Below are 19,856 nucleotides of genomic sequence, written 5' to 3'. Positions count from 1 at the left end.
CAGATCTCAAGCACAGGTCGAACGAGAACACGGTTTGTTGTGTGCGAGTTTGCGCAGCGGCAAAGCGACGTCGACGTTGTCGACGCGGCCCGGCATACTGCATCGCATGAAGACCCGGACCTCGACACCCACCCGCTTTACCGGCGGCAAGGCGCTGATGGCATTCGCGGCGCTGGCGGTTGTCGCCACGCTCGTCACCTTTCCGCGTCTGGAGGCCTTCTTCCAGATCCAGGCGGGGCTGAGGGGCAAGGAAACGCTGCGCCTGACGGTGGAAGGGCTGAACGGGGCGCTGCGTCGCTACGAGCCGCTGCCCGGCCTGATCGCCGAGCGCCCGGTTCTGGCGCAGGCGTTGCAGGCGCCGGACGATACCGAACTGCTGCAGCGCGTGAACGAGGAATTGCGCCTGACCGCGGAACGCCTGAAAGCCTCAGACGTTTATCTGATGGACACGACCGGCCTCACCATCGCCGCCAGCAGCTACCGCAAGGAACTCTCCTTTGTCGGACGGAATTTCGGCTATCGGCCCTATTTCACCCAGGCGGTCGAGGGCGGTCTCGGCCGTTTTTTCGCGCTCGGCACCACCTCCGGCGAGCGCGGCTATTTCTACGCGTTTCCGGTGGAGGTCGGGCAGCGCATCATCGGGGTCGTCGCGGTGAAATTCCTGGTCGCGCCCTTCGAGGAGGCCTGGCGCGGCGGCGATCACTGGGTGATCGTCAGGGATCTCAACGGTGTCGTTTTCATGTCCAGCAATCCGCGCTGGCACTTTCGCACCGTGCGGCCGCTCTCGGACGGGGAGCGGGAGCGCATCGAGGCGATCCGCCAGTATCCGGTCGACAGGATGGAGCTGCTGCCCAACACGGCCTCGCCGCTGCGCGGCGACATGGCGCTGCTGTCCATCGAGGTCGACGGGCAGGGCAGGGAGTTCATCGCCAACACATTGCCGATCCACGACGCCGGCTGGGCCGTCACGATCCTGACCCCGACCGAGCGGGCGAATGCCCAGGCGCTTGGCGCCGTGTCGATCCTGGCGCTCTTGATCATGCTGCTCGGGTTCGGCGTCGCCTTCTATCTCCAGCGCCGGGCTCAGCTTCTGGAGCGGATTGCCGTCCAGCGGGCGGCGACGGAAACGCTGGAGGCGCGGATCGCGGAACGCACGCTGGATCTCAAGCAGGCCAACGACAAGCTGGTCGAGGAGGTGCGCGAACGCCGCGACGCGGAAAACCGCCTGCGCCAGACCCAGACCGAATTGATCCAGGCCGGCAAGCTCGCCGCGCTCGGGCAGATGTCCGCAGCACTCAGCCATGAGTTCAACCAGCCGCTTGCGGCGGTCAAATCCTATGCCGACAACGCCATCCAGTTCCTGGCACGCGGACGGGAGGAGGAAACGCGCGAGAACATCCGCCGCATCTCCGCCATGACCGACCGCATGGCGTCGATTTCCAAGCATCTGCGGAATTTTGCCCGCCGGCCGCAGGAGAAGGTCCGTCCGGTCGAGCTGGTGCCGGTGATGCAGGATGCGCTTGCCATTCTCCAGGGGCGGCTGGAGGCGGGGCGGGTTGACGTGCGGCTCGACCTGCCCGACGAGCCCGCCTGGGTGATCGGCGGCCACGTGCGGCTGCAGCAGGTGATCGTCAATTTGCTCAACAACGCGCTCGACGCGATGGAGGATGAGGAGAGGCCGGTGATCGAGGTCGGCCTGTCGCGGGTTGGCGACCGCTGGAGCCTGAAGATCCGCGACCACGGACCCGGCATCGACGAGGAGACCATCGGCAAGATCTTCGATCCCTTCTTCACCACCAAGACGCCGGGTCGCGGCCTCGGCCTCGGGCTCTCGATCTCCTACAACATCATCCGGGACTTCGGCGGCCGCCTGCTTGCGCAGAACCACGCGCAGAACGGTGCCGTCTTCAGTCTGGAGCTGCAGGCGGCACAGGCCGACACGGTGGCCCTGGACGCGCGGGAGACGGCGGCCGAATGAAGATCGATACGGTCCTTTTTGTGGATGACGAGGAACATCTGCGGTTTGCCGCCGAGCAGAGCCTGCAGCTCGACGGATTGTCCGCCCAGTGTTTCGGCGACGCGGAGGCGGCCCTTGGCCAGTTGAAGCGCGACTTTCCCGGCGTGCTCGTCACCGACATCCGCCTGCCGGGGATGGACGGGCTGACGCTGATGCGACGCGCACTGGAGATCGACCCGGCCTTTCCGGTGATCCTGGTGACCGGGCAGGGCGACGTCGAACTGGCGGTCAACTCGATGCGCGACGGCGCCTATGATTTCCTCGAAAAGCCCTTCGCGCCCAGCCGCCTGACGGAAACCGTGCGGCGCGCGCTGGAAAAGCGTCGGCTGACGCTGGAAAACCGCGTGTTGCGCCGGCAGGTCGATGCCCGCGAGGCGATCGACGTGCAGATCCATGGCCAGAGTGCGGTCATGGCGGCGCTGCGCCAGCAGGTGAGGCGCGTGGCGGCGGCGGAGGTGGATGTGCTGATCCTGGGCGAAACCGGGGTTGGCAAGGAAGTCGCGGCGCGGGCGCTGCATCAGGCATCCAGCCGTGCGAACATGCCCTTCATCCAGATCAATTGCGCCGCCCTTCCCGCCGACATGATCGAGCGCGAGCTCTTCGGCCACGAGGCGGGGGCCTTCGCCGGCGCCATGCGCACCCGCGTCGGGCGCTTCGAGGCGGCGCGCGGCGGCACGGTACTGCTCGACGAGATCGACTGCCTGTCCCAGGCGATGCAGGCCAAGCTGCTGCACGCCATCCAGAACCGGGTGATCGCCCGGCTCGGCTCCAACGAACGGCTGGAACTGGACGTCCGCTTTGTCGCCACCAGCAAGCTGGATCTGGTGAAAGAGGCGGAGGCCGGTCGGTTCCGCGCCGACCTGCTGTACCGCCTCAACGTCGTCACGCTGCAGATACCGCCGCTGCGCGAGCGCCGCGAGGACGTGCCGAACCTGTTCCTGCAGCTCGTCGCCGAAGCCGCGGCCCGCTACAAGCGCGAGGTCGCGGAGGTCTCGGGCGCGGTGCTGTCCTCGATCGCCGCCCAGGAGTGGCCGGGGAACGTGCGCGAGTTGCGCAATGCCGCGGACCGATATGTTCTCGGCTTCGACCTCGCTCTCGGGCGCAGCTTCGACGAACACTTGTCGCCCGACCGGCCCGGCCTTGCGGAACAATTGGCCGATCACGAAAAAGCTCTCGTGGCCGCTAGTCTTGCCGCGAACGGCGGCCGGCTGAAGGACACCTACGAAAGCCTCAGAATCTCGCGCAAGGCCCTCTACGAGAAGATGCAGAAATACGGCCTGTCGCGGGACGACTTTCTGGACGATGACTGAGGGCGGCGACGCTTGAACGTTGCGGTGGGTAGAAGGTGACCCACCGTTTGGCCTGTCATGTTACCTGATCGACCCATTTTTACCGGAATTGCAAAATCACCGGAGATGAACTGCGCAAGCGCTCTTGTTTTTATGCGAGGTCGCTCCTTTTTTGACCGGTGCGGGCCCCGAGAGGCCTGTAGGGTGGATCTCTGTCCACCCGAAAGAATGCCGGACGGGAGGGAGCGGGGACCTTGTTTCCTGGCTGTCCGGCGGAAATCTGGAGGAACCCATGAAACTCAAAGCCCTTACAGGCACGCTGGTTGCCGTCGCGATGTCCACCTCGGTCGCCGTCGCTCAGGACCGCACCGGCTGGCCGGAAAGCTTCACGGTCGGCACCGCATCGCAGGGCGGCACCTATTTCGCCTATGGCTCCGGCTGGGCGAACCTTGTCGCCGATCAGCTCGGCATTTCCGGCGGTGGCGAAGTCACCGGCGGCCCGATGCAGAACATGGCGCTGGTGCACACCGGCGACGCGCAGTTCGGCATGACCACGATGGGTCCGGCGGCTGAATCGCTGGCCGGCACCAACCCGATCGCGCCGGGTCTCAAGATGGACAACGCCTGCGCGATGTTCCCGATGTATCAGACGCCGTTCTCGGTGACCGCGCTGGCCTCGTCCGGCATCAAGTCGATCGCCGACATTCCGGACGGCGCCAAGATCGGTTTCGGCCCGGCCGGGTCGACCTCCGACACTTACTTCCCGCGCATGATGGAAGCGCTGGGCGTCAACTTCGAGCGCCGCAACGGCGGCTGGTCGGATCTCGGCGGTCAGCTTCAGGACGGTCTGCTCGACGTGATCGCCTTTGCCGCCGGCGTCCCGGTTCCCGCTGTCAGCCAGCTGGAAGTCCAGACCGACATCAACATCATCGAGTTCACGGAAGAAGAGCAGGCCAAGATCATGGAGGCCTTCCCGGTCTCCGAGTTCCAGATCGCGGAAAGCACCTATTCCACGCTGAAGGCGCCGGCTCGCTCGGTCTCCATGTGGAACTTCGCCGTCGCCAACTGCGACCTGCCGGCCTCCTTCGTGAAGGCGGCGGTCGATGTCGTGATGTCCGACAACGAGCGCATGGTCGGCATCCATAAGGCCGCCCGTTCGACGCTTCCCGAGAACTGGGACAAGAACAAGGTCCTGAAGTGGCACCCGGGTGCCGCCGAATGGTTCATCGAGAACGCCGGCGCGAGCATTCCGGACGACATGATCCACGGCAAGTAAGCCTTACCATCGCCGACACCTGGCAGGGCCCCGCCATAGGGGCCCTGCCTGAACAAGAAGAACTGTTATCGCAACAAGATAACGCACCCCGGGGGGAGCAGGCATGACGGACAAGAGCGCTGTCACGGAATCCGAAGACCACATGATCGCCAAGGGCGTCGACGACGAACCGGTCGAGATCAACCGTCGACTGTACGAGGGCAAGGCCCTCATCTTCGTGAGTGCCTTTGCCGCGCTCTATGCGCTGTTCCACATGGCCGCCCTCAACGGCGTGTCGATTTCCGAGTGGACCGGCATTCGGGTGCCCCTGCTTCCGTCCTTTCCGATGGAAACCTGGAACTTCCGCATCGCCCACGTCGCCGGAGCCCTGGCTCTCGGCTTTATCCTCTACGCCGGCCGGCTCGACTTTCCGGGCAAGGACGAGGAAACCAGGACCCTGGGTTATGTGGCCTATGCCCTGATGGTTCCCGCGCTGTTTTCGCTCGGCACCGCCATGTCCTTCGGCGTCGAGATCAGCAACGGCGTAAGCTGGAACGGCATGGATCCGCGGATCAAGTTCAACGAGACCTATCTCTTCGGCCTGCCGCTGATCATCGCCACCATGGGCGGCATCGTCCTGTCGTGGTTCCACAAGCGCGAGCGCTCCGGCTTCGCCGCGCCCGACATCGTGCTGGCCGTCTGCGGCGTTTCGGTCGCGACCTATCTGATCATCATCTACGGCACCTTGATGCGCAATTCGACCGGCACGCCCTTCGCGCCGATCGGCATCTCGATCGCCGCCGTCGCCGGCACGGCGCTGATCATGGAGCTGACCCGCCGCGTTGCCGGCATGGCATTGATCGTGATTTCCGCGATCTTCCTGATCTATGTTTTCGTCGGCGACCTGTTGCCCGGCTTCCTGAATTCGCCGGCGATCACCTGGCAGCGCTTCTTCAGCCAGGTCTATACCGACGCCGGCATCTTGGGCCCGACCACCGCCGTGTCGTCGACCTACATCATCCTGTTCATCATCTTCGCGGCCTTCCTGCAGGCCTCCAAGGTCGGCGAGTACTTCGTGAACTTCGCATTCGCAGCCGCCGGTCGCGCCCGCGGCGGTCCGGCCAAGGTGGCGATCTTCGCCTCCGGCCTGATGGGCATGATCAACGGCACGTCCGCCGGCAATGTGGTCTCCACCGGCTCGCTCACCATCCCGCTGATGAAGCAGGTCGGCTACCACCGCAAGACCGCCGGCGCGGTCGAGGCGGCCGCCTCCACCGGCGGCCAGATCATGCCGCCGATCATGGGCGCCGGCGCCTTTATCATGGCCGAGATCACCGGCATTCCCTACACCGACATCACGCTTGCCGCGCTGATCCCGGCGATCCTCTACTTCGTGTCGGTCTACTTCATGGTCGACATGGAAGCGGCCAAGCTCGGCATGCGCGGCATGCGCGCCGACGAGTTGCCGAAGTTCGCCCGACTGGCGCGTCAGGTCTATCTGTTCCTGCCGATCATCATCTTGATCTACGCGCTGTTCATGGGCTACTCGGTGATCCGCGCCGGCACGCTCGCCACCATGGCCGCTGCCGTCGTCTCCTGGCTGACGCCCTATCGCATGGGGATCCGCTCGATCGCCAAGGCGTTCGAACTCGCCGGAACCATGTCGGTGCAGATCATCGCGGTCTGCGCCTGCGCCGGCATCATCGTCGGCGTGATCTCGCTGACCGGCGTCGGCGCGCGCTTCTCCTCGCTGCTTCTGGGTCTTGCCGAGGCGAGCCAACTGCTGGCGCTGTTCTTTGCCATGTGCATCGCGATCCTGCTCGGCATGGGCATGCCGACGACGGCCGCCTATGCGGTGGCGGCCTCCGTGGTCGCGCCGGGCCTCGTCGAACTCGGTATTCCGCTGCTCACCGCGCATTTCTTCGTGTTCTACTACGCGGTTCTTTCGGCGATCACGCCACCGGTCGCGCTGGCAAGTTACGCGGCCGCCGGTATCTCCGGGGCGAATCCGATGGAAACCTCGGTGACCTCCTTCAAGTTCGGCATCGCCGCCTTCATCGTGCCCTTCATGTTCTTCTACAACTCCGCGCTCCTGATGGAAGGCACGACGCTGGAGATCGCCCGCGCGGCGGTGACCGCCATCGTCGGCGTGTTCCTGCTCAGTTCGGGCGTTCAGGGCTGGTTCCTCGGCGGTTTCGCCGCCTGGTTCCTGCGCATCGGGCTGATCCTCGCAGCACTGCTGATGATCGAGGGCGGGATCTGGACCGATCTGAGCGGTATCGCGGTCGCCGCCGTGGTGTTTGCCATCCAGCGGATCTTCCACCCCAAACCGGGCGCCAGCATCCCGGTCCGCGGGCTCGACTGATCGCCACGAAGGCAAATTGGCCGGCCGCCTGTCACGGGCGGCCGGTTTGCCGTCGGGGTGGTCTTCACCGGAGCGATTTTGTAGAAGATCCGTCTCTCTCGCCCGTGCGGGGCAGGGCGGGGGAGGCCCGCCCGCTCCGCCCGTGATGGACTTTCAGCCGTGACCACGATTTATGTCGATGCCGATGCCTGTCCGGTGAAGGACGAGGTCGAGCGCGTGGCGACCCGGCTGGACATTCCGGTGGTGCTGGTGTGCAACGGCGGCATTCGCCCGCCGCGCAATCCGCTGGTGAGCCTGCGCATCGTGCCGGAGGGGCCGGATGTGGCCGACCAGTGGATCGCCGCCCATTGCGGCGCCGGCGATGTGGTGATCACCGGCGACATTCCCCTTGCCGACCGCTGCCTGAAGGCCGGCGCTCATGTGCTGCAGCACGACGGCGAAATGCTGACGCCGGCGAATATCGGCGCCCGGCTGGCAACGCGCGATCTGATGCAGGACATTCGCGCGGCGAACCCCTTCCATCAAAGCGGCGGCGGCAAGTCTTTCTCCAAGGCCGACCGCTCGCGCTTCCTGCAGGCCCTCGACCGGATGGCGCGGCGGGCGTTGAACGAGACCTAACCGGTGCCGAAATCGTCCGCGAAGCGGTCGTACCAGGCGAGGCACTCGGGATTGGCCATGGCGTCGCGCGTCACAACAGCCTCCATCGGATGGCCGAGCAGACGCTTCTTGACCGGCACCTCCAGCTTCTTCCCCGTCAGCGTATAGGGAATGTCCGGCGCCGCGACGATTTCATTCGGCACGTGATGCGGCGACACCCGGCGTTTCAGGGCCGCGACAATGGCATGTTCCAGCTCCGCATCCAGCGACGCGCCGGGCGCAAGCTTGACGAAGAGGATCATGCAGGAGGGCTTGCCGAGATACTCCAGATCGACCACCAGACTGTCGGCGATCTCCGCCATGTCCTCGACCACGCGGTAGATGTCGGCGGTGCCCATGCGGATGCCGTGCCGGTTGATCGTCGCATCCGAGCGGCCATAGATGATGCCGCCGCCGTCGGGCGTGATGCGCACCCAGTCGCCGTGCCGCCAGACGCCGGGATAGGTGTCGAAATAGCTCTCCCGCAGGCGCTGCCCGTCCGTGTCGCCCCAGAAGAACAGCGGCATGGAGGGCATCGGCGTGGTGCAGACCAGCTCGCCGACCTCGTCCTCCACAGGATTTCCGGCCTCGTCGAAGGCGTAGACGCCGGCGCCAAGCGCACGGCACTGCATTTCGCCGACCCGCATCGGCAGCGTCGGCGCGCCGGCGAGAAAGACGCCGGCAAGGTCCGTTCCGCCGGCAATCGGCGCGATCCAGATGTCGCGCCGGACGGTGTCCTGGATCCACCGGTAGGCCTCCGGCGGCAGCGGCGAGCCGGTCGAGCCCAGCATCTTCAAGCCCGAAAGATCGGCTTCCGCGCGCGGCACGATGCCGGCCTTCATGCAGGCGATGTACCAGGCCGCGCCCGCGCCGAAGACCGTGACGCCCGCGCGCTCGATGAAGCGCCAGAGCCGGCCGTTGTCGGGATGGCCGGGGCTGCCTTCCGCAATGGCGACGGTCGCGCCGGTCAGCAGGCCGCCGACCTGCACGTTCCACATGATCCAGCCGGTCGAACTGTACCAGGCGAAGACGTCGTCCGCGCCGATGTCGCAGTGAAGGCCGAGGAGCTTCAGATGCTCCAGCATCACCCCGCCGTGGCTATGCACGATGGCCTTGGGCGTGCCGGTGGTGCCGGAGGAATAGACGATCCACAAGGGATGGTCGAAGGGCAGCATCTCGAGCGCGAGGCGGGTCCCGGATGCACAAAGCGCGGCCCAATCGGTGCGCGCGAGCGACCCGCCGTCGACATTTTCGGCCGTATCCATCGAGATCCAGGCGGCAAGTGTCGGAAGTCCCGCGAGAAGCTCCGAGACTTCGGCGCTGCGGTCGCGCCATTTGCCGCCGAAAGCGTAGCCGGACGCGGTGACAATCGCTTTCGGCTCGATCTGGCGGAAGCGCTCCAGCACGGTGGCAGCACCCATGTCGGGCGCGCACAGCGACCAGACGGCGCCAAGGCTGGCCGTTGCCAGAAAGGCGACGATCGTCTCCGGCGTGTTGGGCAGATAGCCGACGACCCGGTCGCCGCGCGCCACGCCAAGGGCTGCAAGCCCTGCTGCGACCGCCGCCGTCCGGTCCCGGAGCGTTTCCCAGTCGAGCTCCGTCTGCGTGCCGTCCTCCGCCTCGTGGCGGATGGCCGTGCGACCGGGCCGGACATGGCGCATCGCATGCGCCGTGTAGTTCAGCGTGGCACCTGGAAACCACACCGCGCCCGGCATGCGCGCGTCCTCCAGCGCTGCGCGCCAGGGCGTCGGGCTCTCGACCTGCGAAAACGCCATGATCGCTTCCCAGAAAGCGCCCGGTTCGCGGACCGACCATGCCCAGAGCGCGTGATAGTCCTCAAGCTGCAGGCCGTGGGTGCGAGCAAGAAACCTTTGAAAGGCGGTCATGTTGCTTTGTTCGATGAACGCAGGCGTCGGCGTCCAGTCGGGGGAGGGGCGGGTCTCGCTCATGTGGTCCTGATGTCTTGCTGGCGGGAGCGCCCGTTCGCTGTCGGGCCGACCTCAGAGTAGCGCGCCGACCGTCACAGTAAAGCGCAAGTGCCGCCTTGCCCGTGCCGCTGCGGTGCGCGAGGCGTTTTCAACCGGATGCACTGGACGTCGGCGTCGTGGCGGGGCAGAACAGGGGCCGGAAATCATCATACCAAAAGCAAAAACCCGAAAGAGGACAAACGCATGGGCGTGAAAACAGCAGTCATCGGCCTTGGCATCATGGGGCAGCGCATGCTGGAGCACATGGGTCGCCACGAAGGCTACGATGTCGTTGCGCTCTGGGATCCGAGCGCCGAGGCCTGCGCGGCAGCGGCGAAGCTGGCGCCCTCGGCAAAAGTGACCGACGGCCCGGATGCGGCCATCGCGGCGGCGGATCTCGTCTATCTCGCCTGCCCGCCGGAGCCGCGCAAGACCTACGCACTGGCCGCAGCCAGTGCCGGCAAGGCGGTGTTCCTGGAAAAGCCGCTCGGCGTCGATGTCGCGGAGAGCGAGGATCTGGTTGCCCGCCTCGAGGCTGCCGGCGTTCCGGCCGCCGTCAATTTCACCCAGGCCGCCGGTGCGGCGCTGACCGATGTGTCCCATGCGGCGAAGGCAGGCGAGATGGGCGATCTCGTCGGTGTCGATGTCGTGCTGACCTATCCCGCCTGGCCGCGCGCCTGGCAGGTGGCGGCGGACTGGCTGCGGTTCCGCGCCGAGGGCGGGATGACGCGCGAGGTGCTCTCGCATTTCCTGTTTTTCACGAGCCGTGTTCTGGGGCCGCTCGAGGTCGTCTGGGCCAAGCCGAGCTATCCCAAGGACCCGGCGCTTTGCGAGACCCAGCTTCTCGCCCGCCTGGAAAACGCGGACGGCCTGCCGGTTTCCATTCTGGCAAGTGTCGGCGGCGCGCAGCCCGACCGTCAGGAGTTCACCGTCAAGGGCACGAAGACCAGCCGGCGGATCACGGATTTCTACGTCGATGCCCGCTCCGATGGCGGAGACTTCGTGGAGTTGCGCAAGCGCCCCGCCGATCCGCGCGCCGTCAGCCTCAAGGCCCAGCTCGACGATCTCCTGCTGCTGATCGACGGCAAGCCCAACCGCCTCGCCACGCCCGCCGAAGCACTTGCCGTGCAGAAGCTGGTGGAGACGATGCTGGCGTCCTAGTGGTGTCGGGCTGCCCGATCAGGGCTGCGCAGCGGGGGATCTCGGTCCGCCGCGCAGCCCTGCCGTTTGCGCCGCCTACTGCGGGATCCAGACGGCGCTTTGGGTGTTGACCTTCAGGTGCACGTCGGTTTCGGGCAGGTAGCCTGCCTCGCCGGCCTTGTGACCCTGATCGACGACCATTTCCGTGCCCGCCGCCTGGACGATGTAGCGGATCTGGCTGCCGAGGAATTCGCGGTGCAGGATCCGTCCCGACAGCGTGTCCGCGTCAGGCTTTTCGCTGATCGCGATGTTCTGCGGCCGGAGCACGATGGCGCCGGTCCCGTCCGCCTCGCTCGACAGGAGCAGCTTGTCGCCGGTCCCGGCCACGAAACGGATATCGCCGCCGTCGCGCTCGACCTTGCCTTCCAGAATGTTGGCGGTGCCGAGGAAGCTCGCGACGAAGAGGTTTTCCGGCGTGTCGTAGAGCGTCTGGGGCGTCCCGATCTGCTGGATGACGCCGCCGTCGAGCACCGCCATACGGTCGGAGGTGGTGTTGGCCTCCTCCTGGTCATGGGTGACGAAGATCGTCGTCAGACCCAACTTGCGCTGCAGCGCGAGCAGCTCGCGGCGCATCTGCACGCGCAGCGAGGCGTCGAGGTTGGACAGCGGCTCGTCCAGAAGCAGAACCTTGGGTTCCACCACCACGGTGCGGGCCAGCGCGATGCGCTGCTGCTGGCCGCCCGAAAGCTGGTTGGGCATGCGCTCCGCCAGATGCTTCAGGCCGACCAGATCGAGTGCGGCCGCAACGCGCGGGCCGATCTCGGAGGAGGGCATCTTGCGCTCCTTCAGGCCGAAGGCGACGTTCTCGCGCACCGACAGATGCGGCCAGAGCGCATAGGACTGGAACACCATGCCGACATTGCGCTTCCAGGGCGGAAGGTCGACCACATCCTTGCCGCCGATGCGGATATGCCCCTCCGGTTGCGGACCGAAGCCCGCGATTGAGCGCAGCAGCGTCGACTTGCCCGACCCCGACGGGCCGAGGAAGGCGAAGAACTCGCCGGGCTCGATCGTGAGGTTCACGCCCGTCAGCACCTTTGTCTTCCCGAAGGCGAGGTGAAGGTCCTCGATCTCGATTCCAACCATTTCCGTTGTCATAGTCATGTCCTCCCGGCGCCCGTCAGTGGTCGCCACTTTGGGTTTTGAGTTTCTTGTCGCGATCGATGATGATCTGCGAAAGCAGGGTTCCAAGGCCGACAATCACCACCGCGACGATGCCAAGGGCCGCACCCGCGCCGCGACCGGACGGCGTCTGCATGAACAGGTAGATGCCGTAGGCAAGCGGGGAGTCCGCATCCGAGGACACCAGCATGATCGTCGCCGACAGCTCGACGGCCGCGGTCGCGAAGCTGGTGACGAAGCCGGCGAGGATGCCGCCCATCATCAGCGGGATGACGATCCGCCGGATGGTGCGCGTCTTCGAGGCGCCGAGGTTTTCCGCTGCTTCTTCCAGGGCATGGCTGACCTGTTGCAGTGCGGCCATGCAGGCCCGAAGCGCGTAGGGCAGGCGACGGATCATCAGGGCGATGGCGATGATCACCCACCAGCTTGCCAGCGGCTCGCCGACGAAGGGCACGTCGATGCCCTGGAACGAGCGCAGGTAGCCGATGCCGAGGACGACGCCGGGAACGGCCAGTGCTGCCGTTGCCAGATAGTCGAGCCCCTTGCGGCCCCAGATGCCGGTGCGCAGCACGATATAGGCGATGGCCGTGCCGATGATCACGTCGCCGAGGGCGGCAAGACCGGCGTACAGCAGCGTGTTGGCAATATACTGCTGCGAGTTCTCCCACATGGTGACGTAGTTCTGGAGCGTGTAGCCGTCGGGAAGCGGCGCATAGGACCACACGGTGCCGAGCGACAGGAGCAGGAGCCCGATGTGCGGCGACAGCACCAGCAGCAGGATCAGCGCGACGGCGCCATAGGCCAGCACCTTCTCGCGCGTCTTGAGATCGCGCCGGGCAAGTCCGCCGCCGCCCTTTTGCACGGTGGCGTAGTCCTTGCCCCGCATCACCAGGAAGGAGGCCCACAGCGACAGCACCGAGAAGGCGACCAGGATGACCGAGATCACATAGCCCATCGGATCGCTGATGCCGACGGAGGTGATGCGCAGATAGGCCTGCGGCGCCAGCATGTTGTTGACGTTGAGCAGAAGCGGGGTCCCGAGATCATCGAAGACCTTGATGAAGACCAGCACCGCGCCGGCGATATAGCCGGGCATCGCCAGCGGGAACACGATCTTGCGGAACAGCCGCATGCCGTGCGAGCCGAGGTTCTGGGCGGCTTCTTCCATCGAGCGGTCAATGTTGCGCAGCGAGGTCGACAGGTTGATCAGGATGAAGGGGAAATAGTGGATGCTCTGCACCAGGATCACGCCGTTCAGCCCGTCCATGAACGGGATGGTGAAGCCGAAGTGCTCGCGCAGCAGCAGGTTGACCGTGCCGTTGCGGCCGAAGATCAGCTGCATCGCCACCGCGCCGACGAAGGGCGGCATGATCAGCGGAATGAATCCGAGGCTCTGGACGATCATCGCGCCGCCGAAGTTGAAGCGGGTGGTGATATAGGCCAGCGGCAGGGCGATCAGGGTCGCGAAGACCACCGACATCGCCGAAACGTAGAAGGAGTTGACGAAGCTCTCGCGAAACAGGCTTGTCGCAAAGAAATCGCCGAAATTGCGCAGTGTCAGCGCACCGCTGCCCGGATCCTGGAACGCGACATAGATCACTTGCAGGACGGGAAAGATCAGGAAGCCGCCAAGGAAGATGGCGATGAACAGGCCAACGATGGCCGGGCCACTGAGTTTGGGAAAGAGGGCATCTGGCAAGCGGTCGGCAAGCGACCGCCCTCCTGCCGCAGGGCGGGATGAGGATGTCATTTCGATTTCCGGCGTTTTCGGGGATGGGCGGCCCCGGAGCCGCAAGGGAGCGGGTCCGGGGCCTGGGGGGCGCGCGCCGGGGGCGCGGGCCCGCCGTTACATTGCGGCGGCTTTGTCCGCCAGCTGCTTGGCGAGCGCGTAGTTCGCGGTCACCTGTGCGTCCCACTCCTGTTCGATCTCGGCCTGGCGCCGGTCGACGGTGTCGGTGGCTTTCTTGCGGCGCTTGGTGAAGGCGCCGTTCAGGCTGGGGTCAAGGCTCTGCGCTTCGGTGATCGGGGTCTTCTCGATCAGCTTGCGGGCTTCGGCGATCAGCTCCTTGGCTTCCGCGTTCGACCCGTCCGCATGCTTGGCCTCCGCCATCTGCACGGCCCGCACGGCAGCGCGCAGGTCGTCGAGACGGTAGGTGATCATCACGTCGAACAGCGAGCTGACCACGTAGTAGCGCTTGCCGGACGTGTCGACGTCGAACTTGACCGACGCGGCGATCGCCCCCTCCCCGAACGGATTGGGCAGGCCCTCGGGGGCATCGGCATAGCTCGCCGGATTGACCGGAAGACGCATGATCGCCGGGTTGAACAGGGTCTTCTGGCCGGCCGGCGACAGCAGGTACTTGATGAAGGTCTTGGCGCCTTCCTCGTTCGGCGCATTGCTGACGACGCCGATGTTGGCCGGAACCAGCGCGGTGACCGACGGATAGGCGAAGTCGACCGGGAAGCCGGAGGCCTTCGACGAGAAGCCGAAGAAGTCGATCACGATGCCGAGGCCGAAGTTGCCGGTGTTGACGCCGTCCGGAACGCCGAAGCTGCGCTCGGTCACGGAGGCGAAGTTGCCCGCAATCCATTTCCAGTCGGCCCAGGCCTTCTCCCAGCCTTCGCCCTGGATCAGGGTTTCCACGGTCAGATGCGTGGTGCCCGAGCGCGACGGCGCGGACATGCCGACATGGCCGTGGTATTCCGGCTTCTTCAGGTCCGACCAGTCGCGCGCCGGCTCAAGCTCGTTGGCGGCGAGATAGCGCTCGTTCCACATGATGCCGTAACCCGAGGCGGCAAAGCCGTAATAGGCCCCGTCCGGATCGTTCATCGGATAGGAGCCGATCATGTCGGGAATGCCGTCGACCTTGATCCCGACCTTGGCGAGGTGATCGCCCGACTTCAGGACCTCGAAGGCGTCGGGTGCCGATGCCCAGAACAGGTCGGCGGTGTTGGAACCGGCAATTTCCTGAATGTATTTGACGCCGGAGGAGGTGCTCTTGTTGAGCACTTCCAGATCGTATTCCGGGTGCGCTTCCTCGAAGGCCTTCTCGATGACCGTCGTCATTGTGTCGGGAAACGACGTGACGATAACCACCGGCTCCGCCGCGAAGGCGGAACTGGCGAGCAGAACCGTTGCGGCAACGCTGCCGCGCAAAAACGTCTTCATGGTAGTCCTCCCAAACTTGCGCGGTCTGATGTCGCGCAGTGAAAGGCTATCCATGTCTCGGAAATCTAGTCAAATCATTGAAGTATAAAGAGAAATTTTTCGATGTTGGGTCACTATCGACACGCGTTTTTGGGGCAGTTATGACCCATCCTGGAGCAGGCCGGTGGCCTTCAGCCGCAGATAGAGGCGCTTGCGCGGGATCTTCAGCAGCTCCGCGGCCTCGCCCTTGCGCCCGCCGGCCTTGAGCAGGGCCGCGCGCAGCAGCGACGCCTCGAAGTCCTGCATGGCGCTGTCGTAGTCGAGACCGTCCGGCACCTGTTCGCTGGGTTTTTGAAAGCGGACCTTCAGCCCGATCACGAGCTTTTCCGCCACATTGCGCAACTCGCGCAAGTTCCCGGGCCAGTGGTAGGCCTTGAACGGGCGCAAGTCGTCGGCGGTCATCGTCGGATAGCGCCGTTCGTGGCGGGCGACGGATTCGTTGATGAAATGGTCGAGCAGCAGGAAGACGTCGTTTTCCCGCTCCCTGAGCGGTGGCAGCTCGATCTCGGCAAGGTTGAGGCGATAGTAGAGGTCGTCGCGCAGTTCGCCCGCGCCATGCGCGTCCGACAGGGAGCGCGGGTTGGCGCCGATCACGCGAAACGGGATTTCGCCACTGCGTCGGTCCATGACATCGAGCAGCCGCAACTGCACGGTTTCCGACAGCGACGCGACATTGTCGAGAAACAGGGTGCCACCGCGTGCGCGCGGGATGGCGCCGGGGCGGGTCTCCGATTCCGCGAACATCACGTCGTCGAAGGTGGCTTCGCTCAGGCTCCCGCAATTGAGCGAAACGAAGTCGCCTTCCGCCCCGGACAGGTCGTGGATGCAGCGCGCGGCCAGTTCCTTGCCGGTGCCGGTCTCGCCGTGCAGCAGCACGTCGACGTCAAGCGGCGCGACGGAAATGATCTCGCGCCGGCAGGTGCGGATCACCGCGGAGCGGCCGAGAAACCGCGCGCCGAGGTTCGCCCCGCGCGCCACGCGCCGCCGCAGCCGGGCGTTCTCGAGCTGCAGCTTGCGGGTGGTCAGCGCGCGGGCCACGACCGCGAGCAGATGTTCCGGCGGCGCCGGCTTCTCGATGAAATCGAAGGCGCCGTCCCGCACCGCCTTTACCGCCATCTGGATATCGCCATGGGCGGTGATCAGGATGAAGGGCACGTCGGGCGCCAGTTGCCGGGCTTCCTGCATCACCTCCAGGCCGGAGAGCCCCGGCATGCGGATGTCGGACAGGATGACGCCCTCCCATTCCGGGTCGAGCTGGCGCAACATGTCGCGGCCGGTGGCGAAGCCGTCCGCCGGAATGCCTTCGCTCGCCAGCACCTCCAGGAGCGCCTCGCGCAGATCGCCATCGTCGTCGACGACATAGACCCGGGTTTTCTCAGTCATCGCTGTCCCCGCTGGGAAGTTGCAGGACGGCGCGCGCGCCGCCCTTGTCGCCCGGTTCCAGGCGGAAGTCGCCATTGAGATCGCGTGCGATATTGTAGGAAATCGACAGCCCGAGCCCCATGCCCCGGCCGGCCGACTTGGTGGACACGAAAGGATCGATCGCCACTTCCGGCGCGAGATCGCCGAGACCGATGCCGGTGTCGGAAATGGTCAGCACGAAGTCCGGGCCGGCCCGGGCGCCGGCGATCTCGATCTCGCCGGTTCCCCCGGCATCCTCGATGGCATCGACCGCATTCGACAGCAGGTTGACCAGCACCTGTTCGACCAGGATCGGGTCGCCGATCACGGACGCGGCGCGGCTGGCGTCCTGCACCTTGAGCGCGATGCCCGGCGCGTCGATCTTGCCGCGCATCAATGCGATCGCGTTGTCGATGGCCTCGCCGAGCGACAGCGGCACCCGCTCCTGATCGGCGCGCCGAGCGAAACGGCGCAAATGGGCGATGATCGCCTCCATCCGCTCCGCCAGCGCGGAGATCCGCCCGATCTGGCGGTCCACCTGGGAGGCGTCATGCGTGTCCCTTGCGCTGCGCAGCAGATGCAGGCGGTATTTCATCGCGGCAAGCGGCTGGTTCAGCTCGTGGCTGATGCCGGCGGAGAGATTGCCAAGCGCTGCCATCTTGCCGGCCTGCACCAGCTCCGCCTGGGTGCGGTGCAGGTCGTCGATGGCCTCGTCACGCGCGCGGATCGAGGACTGGAAGGCGCCGACGGCCTGCGCCATGCGGCCGATCTCGTCGCCGGTGACCGGCGGCAGGGCGCCGGTGCGTTCGCCCTCGGCGATCCCCATCATCGCATCGGTCAGTTGCTGCAAGGGGGCGATGATGCCCTTCTGCACGATGCCGAACAGCGCGGCGACACCGGCTATCCCGACGAGGATGGTGGCGCCGATCAGCCAGGCCATCGTCGTGCGCAGGCGCTGTGCCGCGCCGTCGACGGAGGCCAGAACGCTGCGCTTCTCGCTTTCCGCGACCTCTGTCAAGTTGGCCTGCAGCGCGGTGATCCCGTCCTGAAGCGACTGGATGCGCGCATAGACCCGCAGTTCCTGCGTCAGCCAGTCCTTGCGCAGGGCGAAGACGCCCTTTTCGCCTTGCGCGACCTCACGCAGGCCGGCAACCGACTGGCGCAGGGTGAGGAACTCCGGCTTCGACGGAATGGTGTCGACCGTCTCCGCGACGCGCACAAGCATGTCGTTGGTCAGATCGGAAAAGCGCTCAAGTTGCAGCGGGTCGGCCGCCACGCTGCCTTGAATGATCAAGGTCACGGCGGTCGCCGCATCGCCGCCGATCTGGGCGATGGTGTTGCGCAGGGTGCGTTCGTCGCCGATGCGGCGCACCAGATCCTCACGGACGGAGCGCTCATCGGCGGCGCCGATGGCCCGCATCATCGCCTCGATGTTGAACGTATAGTCATTGAGGATCGGGTCGACCTCGTCCTGAATGTCGACATTCAGCCAGCGCAGCCGCTCGATCCGGTCGGCCAGCGCATCGGAAAGCGCACGGCGGTTCTCGAAAAGCGCCAGCAGCGTCAGAAGTTCGCCCTCGACATCGCCGGGGGTCTCGGCGATCCGGCGTACGTCCGGCGCATTGGCGGGCAGGGGATCGGTCCAGGCCGGGTCCTGCAGCGCCGAGGAGAGTTGCACGGAGACCCGCTTGATCTCGGCGAGAAGGTCCTGATCCTCGGTCTGTCGCCCCAGGATCGCCGTGGCGAGGCCGGCCAGACGGGCGGAATATTCCGCAAGCTCGCTCGACAGCGCCAGGCGTGGCACATGCGAGGCGGCGAGGTCCGAATAGTCCTCCTGCACGCGCGCGAACAGCAGGATCGACAGCGCCAGCATGAACCACAGGACCATGACGGTCGCTCCGATGACGACGAACAGGCGCCGCCAGATGCCGCCCGCCCAATAGCCGCGCCGGGTCGTCGTCATGGGCTTGCCCCGTCCTCGAGGGCAACGAGCGCCGCGTCGATCGCGGCGAGCTGGTTGAGCGCCGCCTCGCGCCAGGCATCCAGCGCCGCTTTCTGGCGCTCCGTCTGCGCTGTCAGATTGGTGATGCGCAGCGGCAGGTCGTTCAATTCGCTGGAAGTGGCGAGGGTTTCGGGCACCGGCAGGGTGGTGAGCATGTCGTGAATGAGGGCGAGTCCGATCGACGCGCCCTGCGCTTCCAGCCTGCGATACCGGTCCCACAGCGCCCGGCGCTCGGGCAGAACGTCGGAGATGAAGATGTCGAACAAGCCGTTGACCGCCCAGTAGCGGTCGCGGGCCAGTTCCGCGTCATAGGCGAGCCAGGGCAGGCGCATCGCCTCGCGGATTTCCCGGGGCACATTGTCGGGGTCCGCCTCGTGGATCGTGCGCGCGATCGGGACGCGTCCGATCGCGGGATGGAGCAGCACGCGCTGGCCCTCGTCCGACAACAGGTGTGCGACAAAGGCACAGGCGAGATCGCCGGCCTGGCCGCTTGCGAGAATTCCGATCTGCGCCGGGAAGATCATCACCGGCTTGCCATAGCGGAAAATCAGGTCGGGCTGCGCGCTCACCGCGAGAAAGTCGATGGTGATGCCGATGTCGAAGCGGTTGCTGCGCACCCCGTCGATCACGCCGAAACTGCGCGACGTCAGCGTCGAGAGGTTCTCCGACAGGGCGAGGAAATAGCTCCAGCCTTCGTTCCAGCCGCGCACCTGCAGGAAACGCTCGACCAGCATGTGCATGGTGCCCGAGCGCGAGGGCCGCGCCATGCCGATGCGCTCGCGATAGGCGGGAAGCAGCAGGTCGTTCCAGTCGCCCGGCATGAACAGCGTGCTGTCCGCGCGCCGGGTCCAGCCGATCGAGGACAGGGCGAAGGGCCGGTAGCCGCGGCCGCCGGTGGCCGGACAGACGGTTTCCTGCGTCCGTGCCGAGGCGAAGGCGTCGTGGCTCGCCAGGATCGAGAAGGCCTCCGGCGCGCTCGCCCAGAAGATGTCGAAATGCCGGGGATTGCCGCGCACCACCTCTTCCAGCGCAGCGCCCGTGTGCTTGTTCAGAACCAGCACATAGGTGCCCGGGTTGGCGGCCTCGAACGCCTCCTTGTACGGCTGGAACAGCGCCGGTGGCATCGAGGTGAGAATGCGCAGCTCGTTCGCCGCGTGGGCCGGCAGGACCGGCAGCAGGGCAAGCGCCAGGCCGAGAACGGCGACAAGGAGCCGCTGCAACGCGCTCATGCGCGTCCCGTCTGCCCGCCCCGCCGTCGGGGGCGCTTTTGGGTCTGCGTGAAGAGGGGCAATGGAACGCGGCATGTCGATCTCGGGTTTCCCGTCGGCATCGCGGCTTGCGCTTTCGGGCGCAAGCCCGATCCGTTTCCTGCCGCGGGATGCGGCGTTCCCCGA

At 66.0% G+C, this 19,856-nt stretch carries 13 protein-coding genes; 6 read left to right on the top strand and 7 right to left on the bottom strand.

Features of this window, described 5'->3' with window-relative positions:
• Positions 1-106: 106 nt before the first annotated feature.
• The 5 genes from LC092_RS14010 (at position 107) to LC092_RS13990 (ending at position 7,544) form a co-directional block, all read left to right on the top strand.
• The gene (locus LC092_RS14010) at positions 107-1,978 is read left to right on the top strand and encodes an ATP-binding protein (RefSeq protein WP_224807429.1); all 1,872 of its coding nucleotides are present in this window, start codon (positions 107-109) and stop codon (positions 1,976-1,978) included.
• On the top strand, positions 1,975-3,327 hold the full coding sequence (locus tag LC092_RS14005; protein ID WP_224807427.1) for a sigma-54-dependent transcriptional regulator: 1,353 nt from the start codon (positions 1,975-1,977) through the stop codon (positions 3,325-3,327). Before LC092_RS14010 ends, LC092_RS14005 begins: the two co-directional genes overlap by 4 nt.
• Before the next feature lie 271 nt (positions 3,328-3,598).
• On the top strand, positions 3,599-4,582 hold the full coding sequence (locus tag LC092_RS14000; RefSeq protein WP_224807425.1) for a TAXI family TRAP transporter solute-binding subunit: 984 nt from the start codon (positions 3,599-3,601) through the stop codon (positions 4,580-4,582).
• A gap of 103 nt (positions 4,583-4,685) precedes the next feature.
• Positions 4,686-6,926: a TRAP transporter permease gene (locus tag LC092_RS13995; RefSeq protein WP_224807414.1), complete on the top strand. Its 2,241-nt coding sequence runs from the start codon at positions 4,686-4,688 to the stop codon at positions 6,924-6,926.
• A gap of 159 nt (positions 6,927-7,085) precedes the next feature.
• Positions 7,086-7,544 (top strand): YaiI/YqxD family protein, encoded by a 459-nt coding sequence (locus LC092_RS13990; protein ID WP_224807412.1) that lies wholly within the window; start codon positions 7,086-7,088, stop codon positions 7,542-7,544.
• Here LC092_RS13990 and LC092_RS13985 read toward each other — a convergent pair.
• On the bottom strand, positions 7,541-9,511 hold the full coding sequence (locus tag LC092_RS13985; protein WP_224807410.1) for an acetoacetate--CoA ligase: 1,971 nt from the start codon (positions 9,509-9,511) through the stop codon (positions 7,541-7,543). The genes LC092_RS13990 and LC092_RS13985 overlap by 4 nt on opposite strands.
• 222 nt (positions 9,512-9,733) lie before the next feature.
• Here LC092_RS13985 and LC092_RS13980 point away from each other — a divergent pair, with 222 nt between their 5' ends.
• Positions 9,734-10,690: a Gfo/Idh/MocA family protein gene (locus LC092_RS13980; RefSeq protein ID WP_224807408.1), complete on the top strand. Its 957-nt coding sequence runs from the start codon at positions 9,734-9,736 to the stop codon at positions 10,688-10,690.
• Between the two features lie 75 nt (positions 10,691-10,765).
• On the opposite strand, the gene LC092_RS13975 is transcribed toward LC092_RS13980, so the two are convergent.
• The 6 genes from LC092_RS13975 to LC092_RS13950 all read right to left on the bottom strand — a co-directional run bounded on the left by LC092_RS13975 (position 10,766) and on the right by LC092_RS13950 (position 19,691).
• Positions 10,766-11,827 carry an ABC transporter ATP-binding protein gene (locus LC092_RS13975; RefSeq protein ID WP_224807399.1) on the bottom strand — a complete coding sequence of 354 codons (1,062 nt, stop codon included), beginning with the start codon at positions 11,825-11,827 and terminating at the stop codon, positions 10,766-10,768.
• 22 nt (positions 11,828-11,849) lie between these two features.
• Complete coding sequence (locus LC092_RS13970; RefSeq protein ID WP_224807397.1) at positions 11,850-13,601, bottom strand: ABC transporter permease; 1,752 nt, start codon at positions 13,599-13,601, stop codon at positions 11,850-11,852.
• 96 nt (positions 13,602-13,697) lie between these two features.
• Positions 13,698-15,020, bottom strand: a complete 1,323-nt coding sequence (locus LC092_RS13965) for an ABC transporter substrate-binding protein (protein ID WP_224807395.1) — start codon at positions 15,018-15,020, stop codon at positions 13,698-13,700.
• A gap of 138 nt (positions 15,021-15,158) precedes the next feature.
• The gene (locus LC092_RS13960) at positions 15,159-16,442 is read right to left on the bottom strand and encodes a sigma-54-dependent transcriptional regulator (protein ID WP_224807393.1); all 1,284 of its coding nucleotides are present in this window, start codon (positions 16,440-16,442) and stop codon (positions 15,159-15,161) included.
• Positions 16,435-18,423, bottom strand: coding sequence for an ATP-binding protein (locus LC092_RS13955; RefSeq protein ID WP_224807391.1), 1,989 nt, complete (start codon positions 18,421-18,423; stop codon positions 16,435-16,437). The genes LC092_RS13960 and LC092_RS13955 overlap by 8 nt, the downstream gene beginning before the upstream one ends.
• Positions 18,420-19,691 carry an ABC transporter substrate-binding protein gene (locus LC092_RS13950; RefSeq protein ID WP_224807389.1) on the bottom strand — a complete coding sequence of 424 codons (1,272 nt, stop codon included), beginning with the start codon at positions 19,689-19,691 and terminating at the stop codon, positions 18,420-18,422. The genes LC092_RS13955 and LC092_RS13950 overlap by 4 nt, the downstream gene beginning before the upstream one ends.
• Positions 19,692-19,856: the final 165 nt, after the last annotated feature.

The organism is Stappia stellulata (assembly GCF_020176715.1).
Lineage (GTDB): Bacteria > Pseudomonadota > Alphaproteobacteria > Rhizobiales > Stappiaceae > Stappia.
The sequence above is the reverse complement of the archived record's forward strand: the minus strand, read 5'-3'. Positions and strand labels throughout refer to the sequence as shown.

Excerpts from the sequence above, each read along its gene's own strand:
- LC092_RS13975 (WP_224807399.1), bottom strand. The coding sequence starts at position 11,827 with ATGACAACGGAAATGGTTGGAATCGAGATCGAGGACCTTCACCTCGCC.
- LC092_RS13955 (WP_224807391.1), bottom strand. The coding sequence starts at position 18,423 with ATGACGACGACCCGGCGCGGCTATTGGGCGGGCGGCATCTGGCGGCGC.
- LC092_RS13995 (WP_224807414.1), top strand. The coding sequence starts at position 4,686 with ATGACGGACAAGAGCGCTGTCACGGAATCCGAAGACCACATGATCGCC.
- LC092_RS13970 (WP_224807397.1), bottom strand. The coding sequence starts at position 13,601 with ATGACATCCTCATCCCGCCCTGCGGCAGGAGGGCGGTCGCTTGCCGAC.
- LC092_RS14010 (WP_224807429.1), top strand. The coding sequence starts at position 107 with ATGAAGACCCGGACCTCGACACCCACCCGCTTTACCGGCGGCAAGGCG.
- LC092_RS13985 (WP_224807410.1), bottom strand. The coding sequence starts at position 9,511 with ATGAGCGAGACCCGCCCCTCCCCCGACTGGACGCCGACGCCTGCGTTC.
- LC092_RS14005 (WP_224807427.1), top strand. The coding sequence starts at position 1,975 with ATGAAGATCGATACGGTCCTTTTTGTGGATGACGAGGAACATCTGCGG.
- LC092_RS13980 (WP_224807408.1), top strand. The coding sequence starts at position 9,734 with ATGGGCGTGAAAACAGCAGTCATCGGCCTTGGCATCATGGGGCAGCGC.
- LC092_RS13950 (WP_224807389.1), bottom strand. The coding sequence starts at position 19,691 with ATGAGCGCGTTGCAGCGGCTCCTTGTCGCCGTTCTCGGCCTGGCGCTT.
- LC092_RS13965 (WP_224807395.1), bottom strand. The coding sequence starts at position 15,020 with ATGAAGACGTTTTTGCGCGGCAGCGTTGCCGCAACGGTTCTGCTCGCC.
- LC092_RS13960 (WP_224807393.1), bottom strand. The coding sequence starts at position 16,442 with ATGACTGAGAAAACCCGGGTCTATGTCGTCGACGACGATGGCGATCTG.
- LC092_RS14000 (WP_224807425.1), top strand. The coding sequence starts at position 3,599 with ATGAAACTCAAAGCCCTTACAGGCACGCTGGTTGCCGTCGCGATGTCC.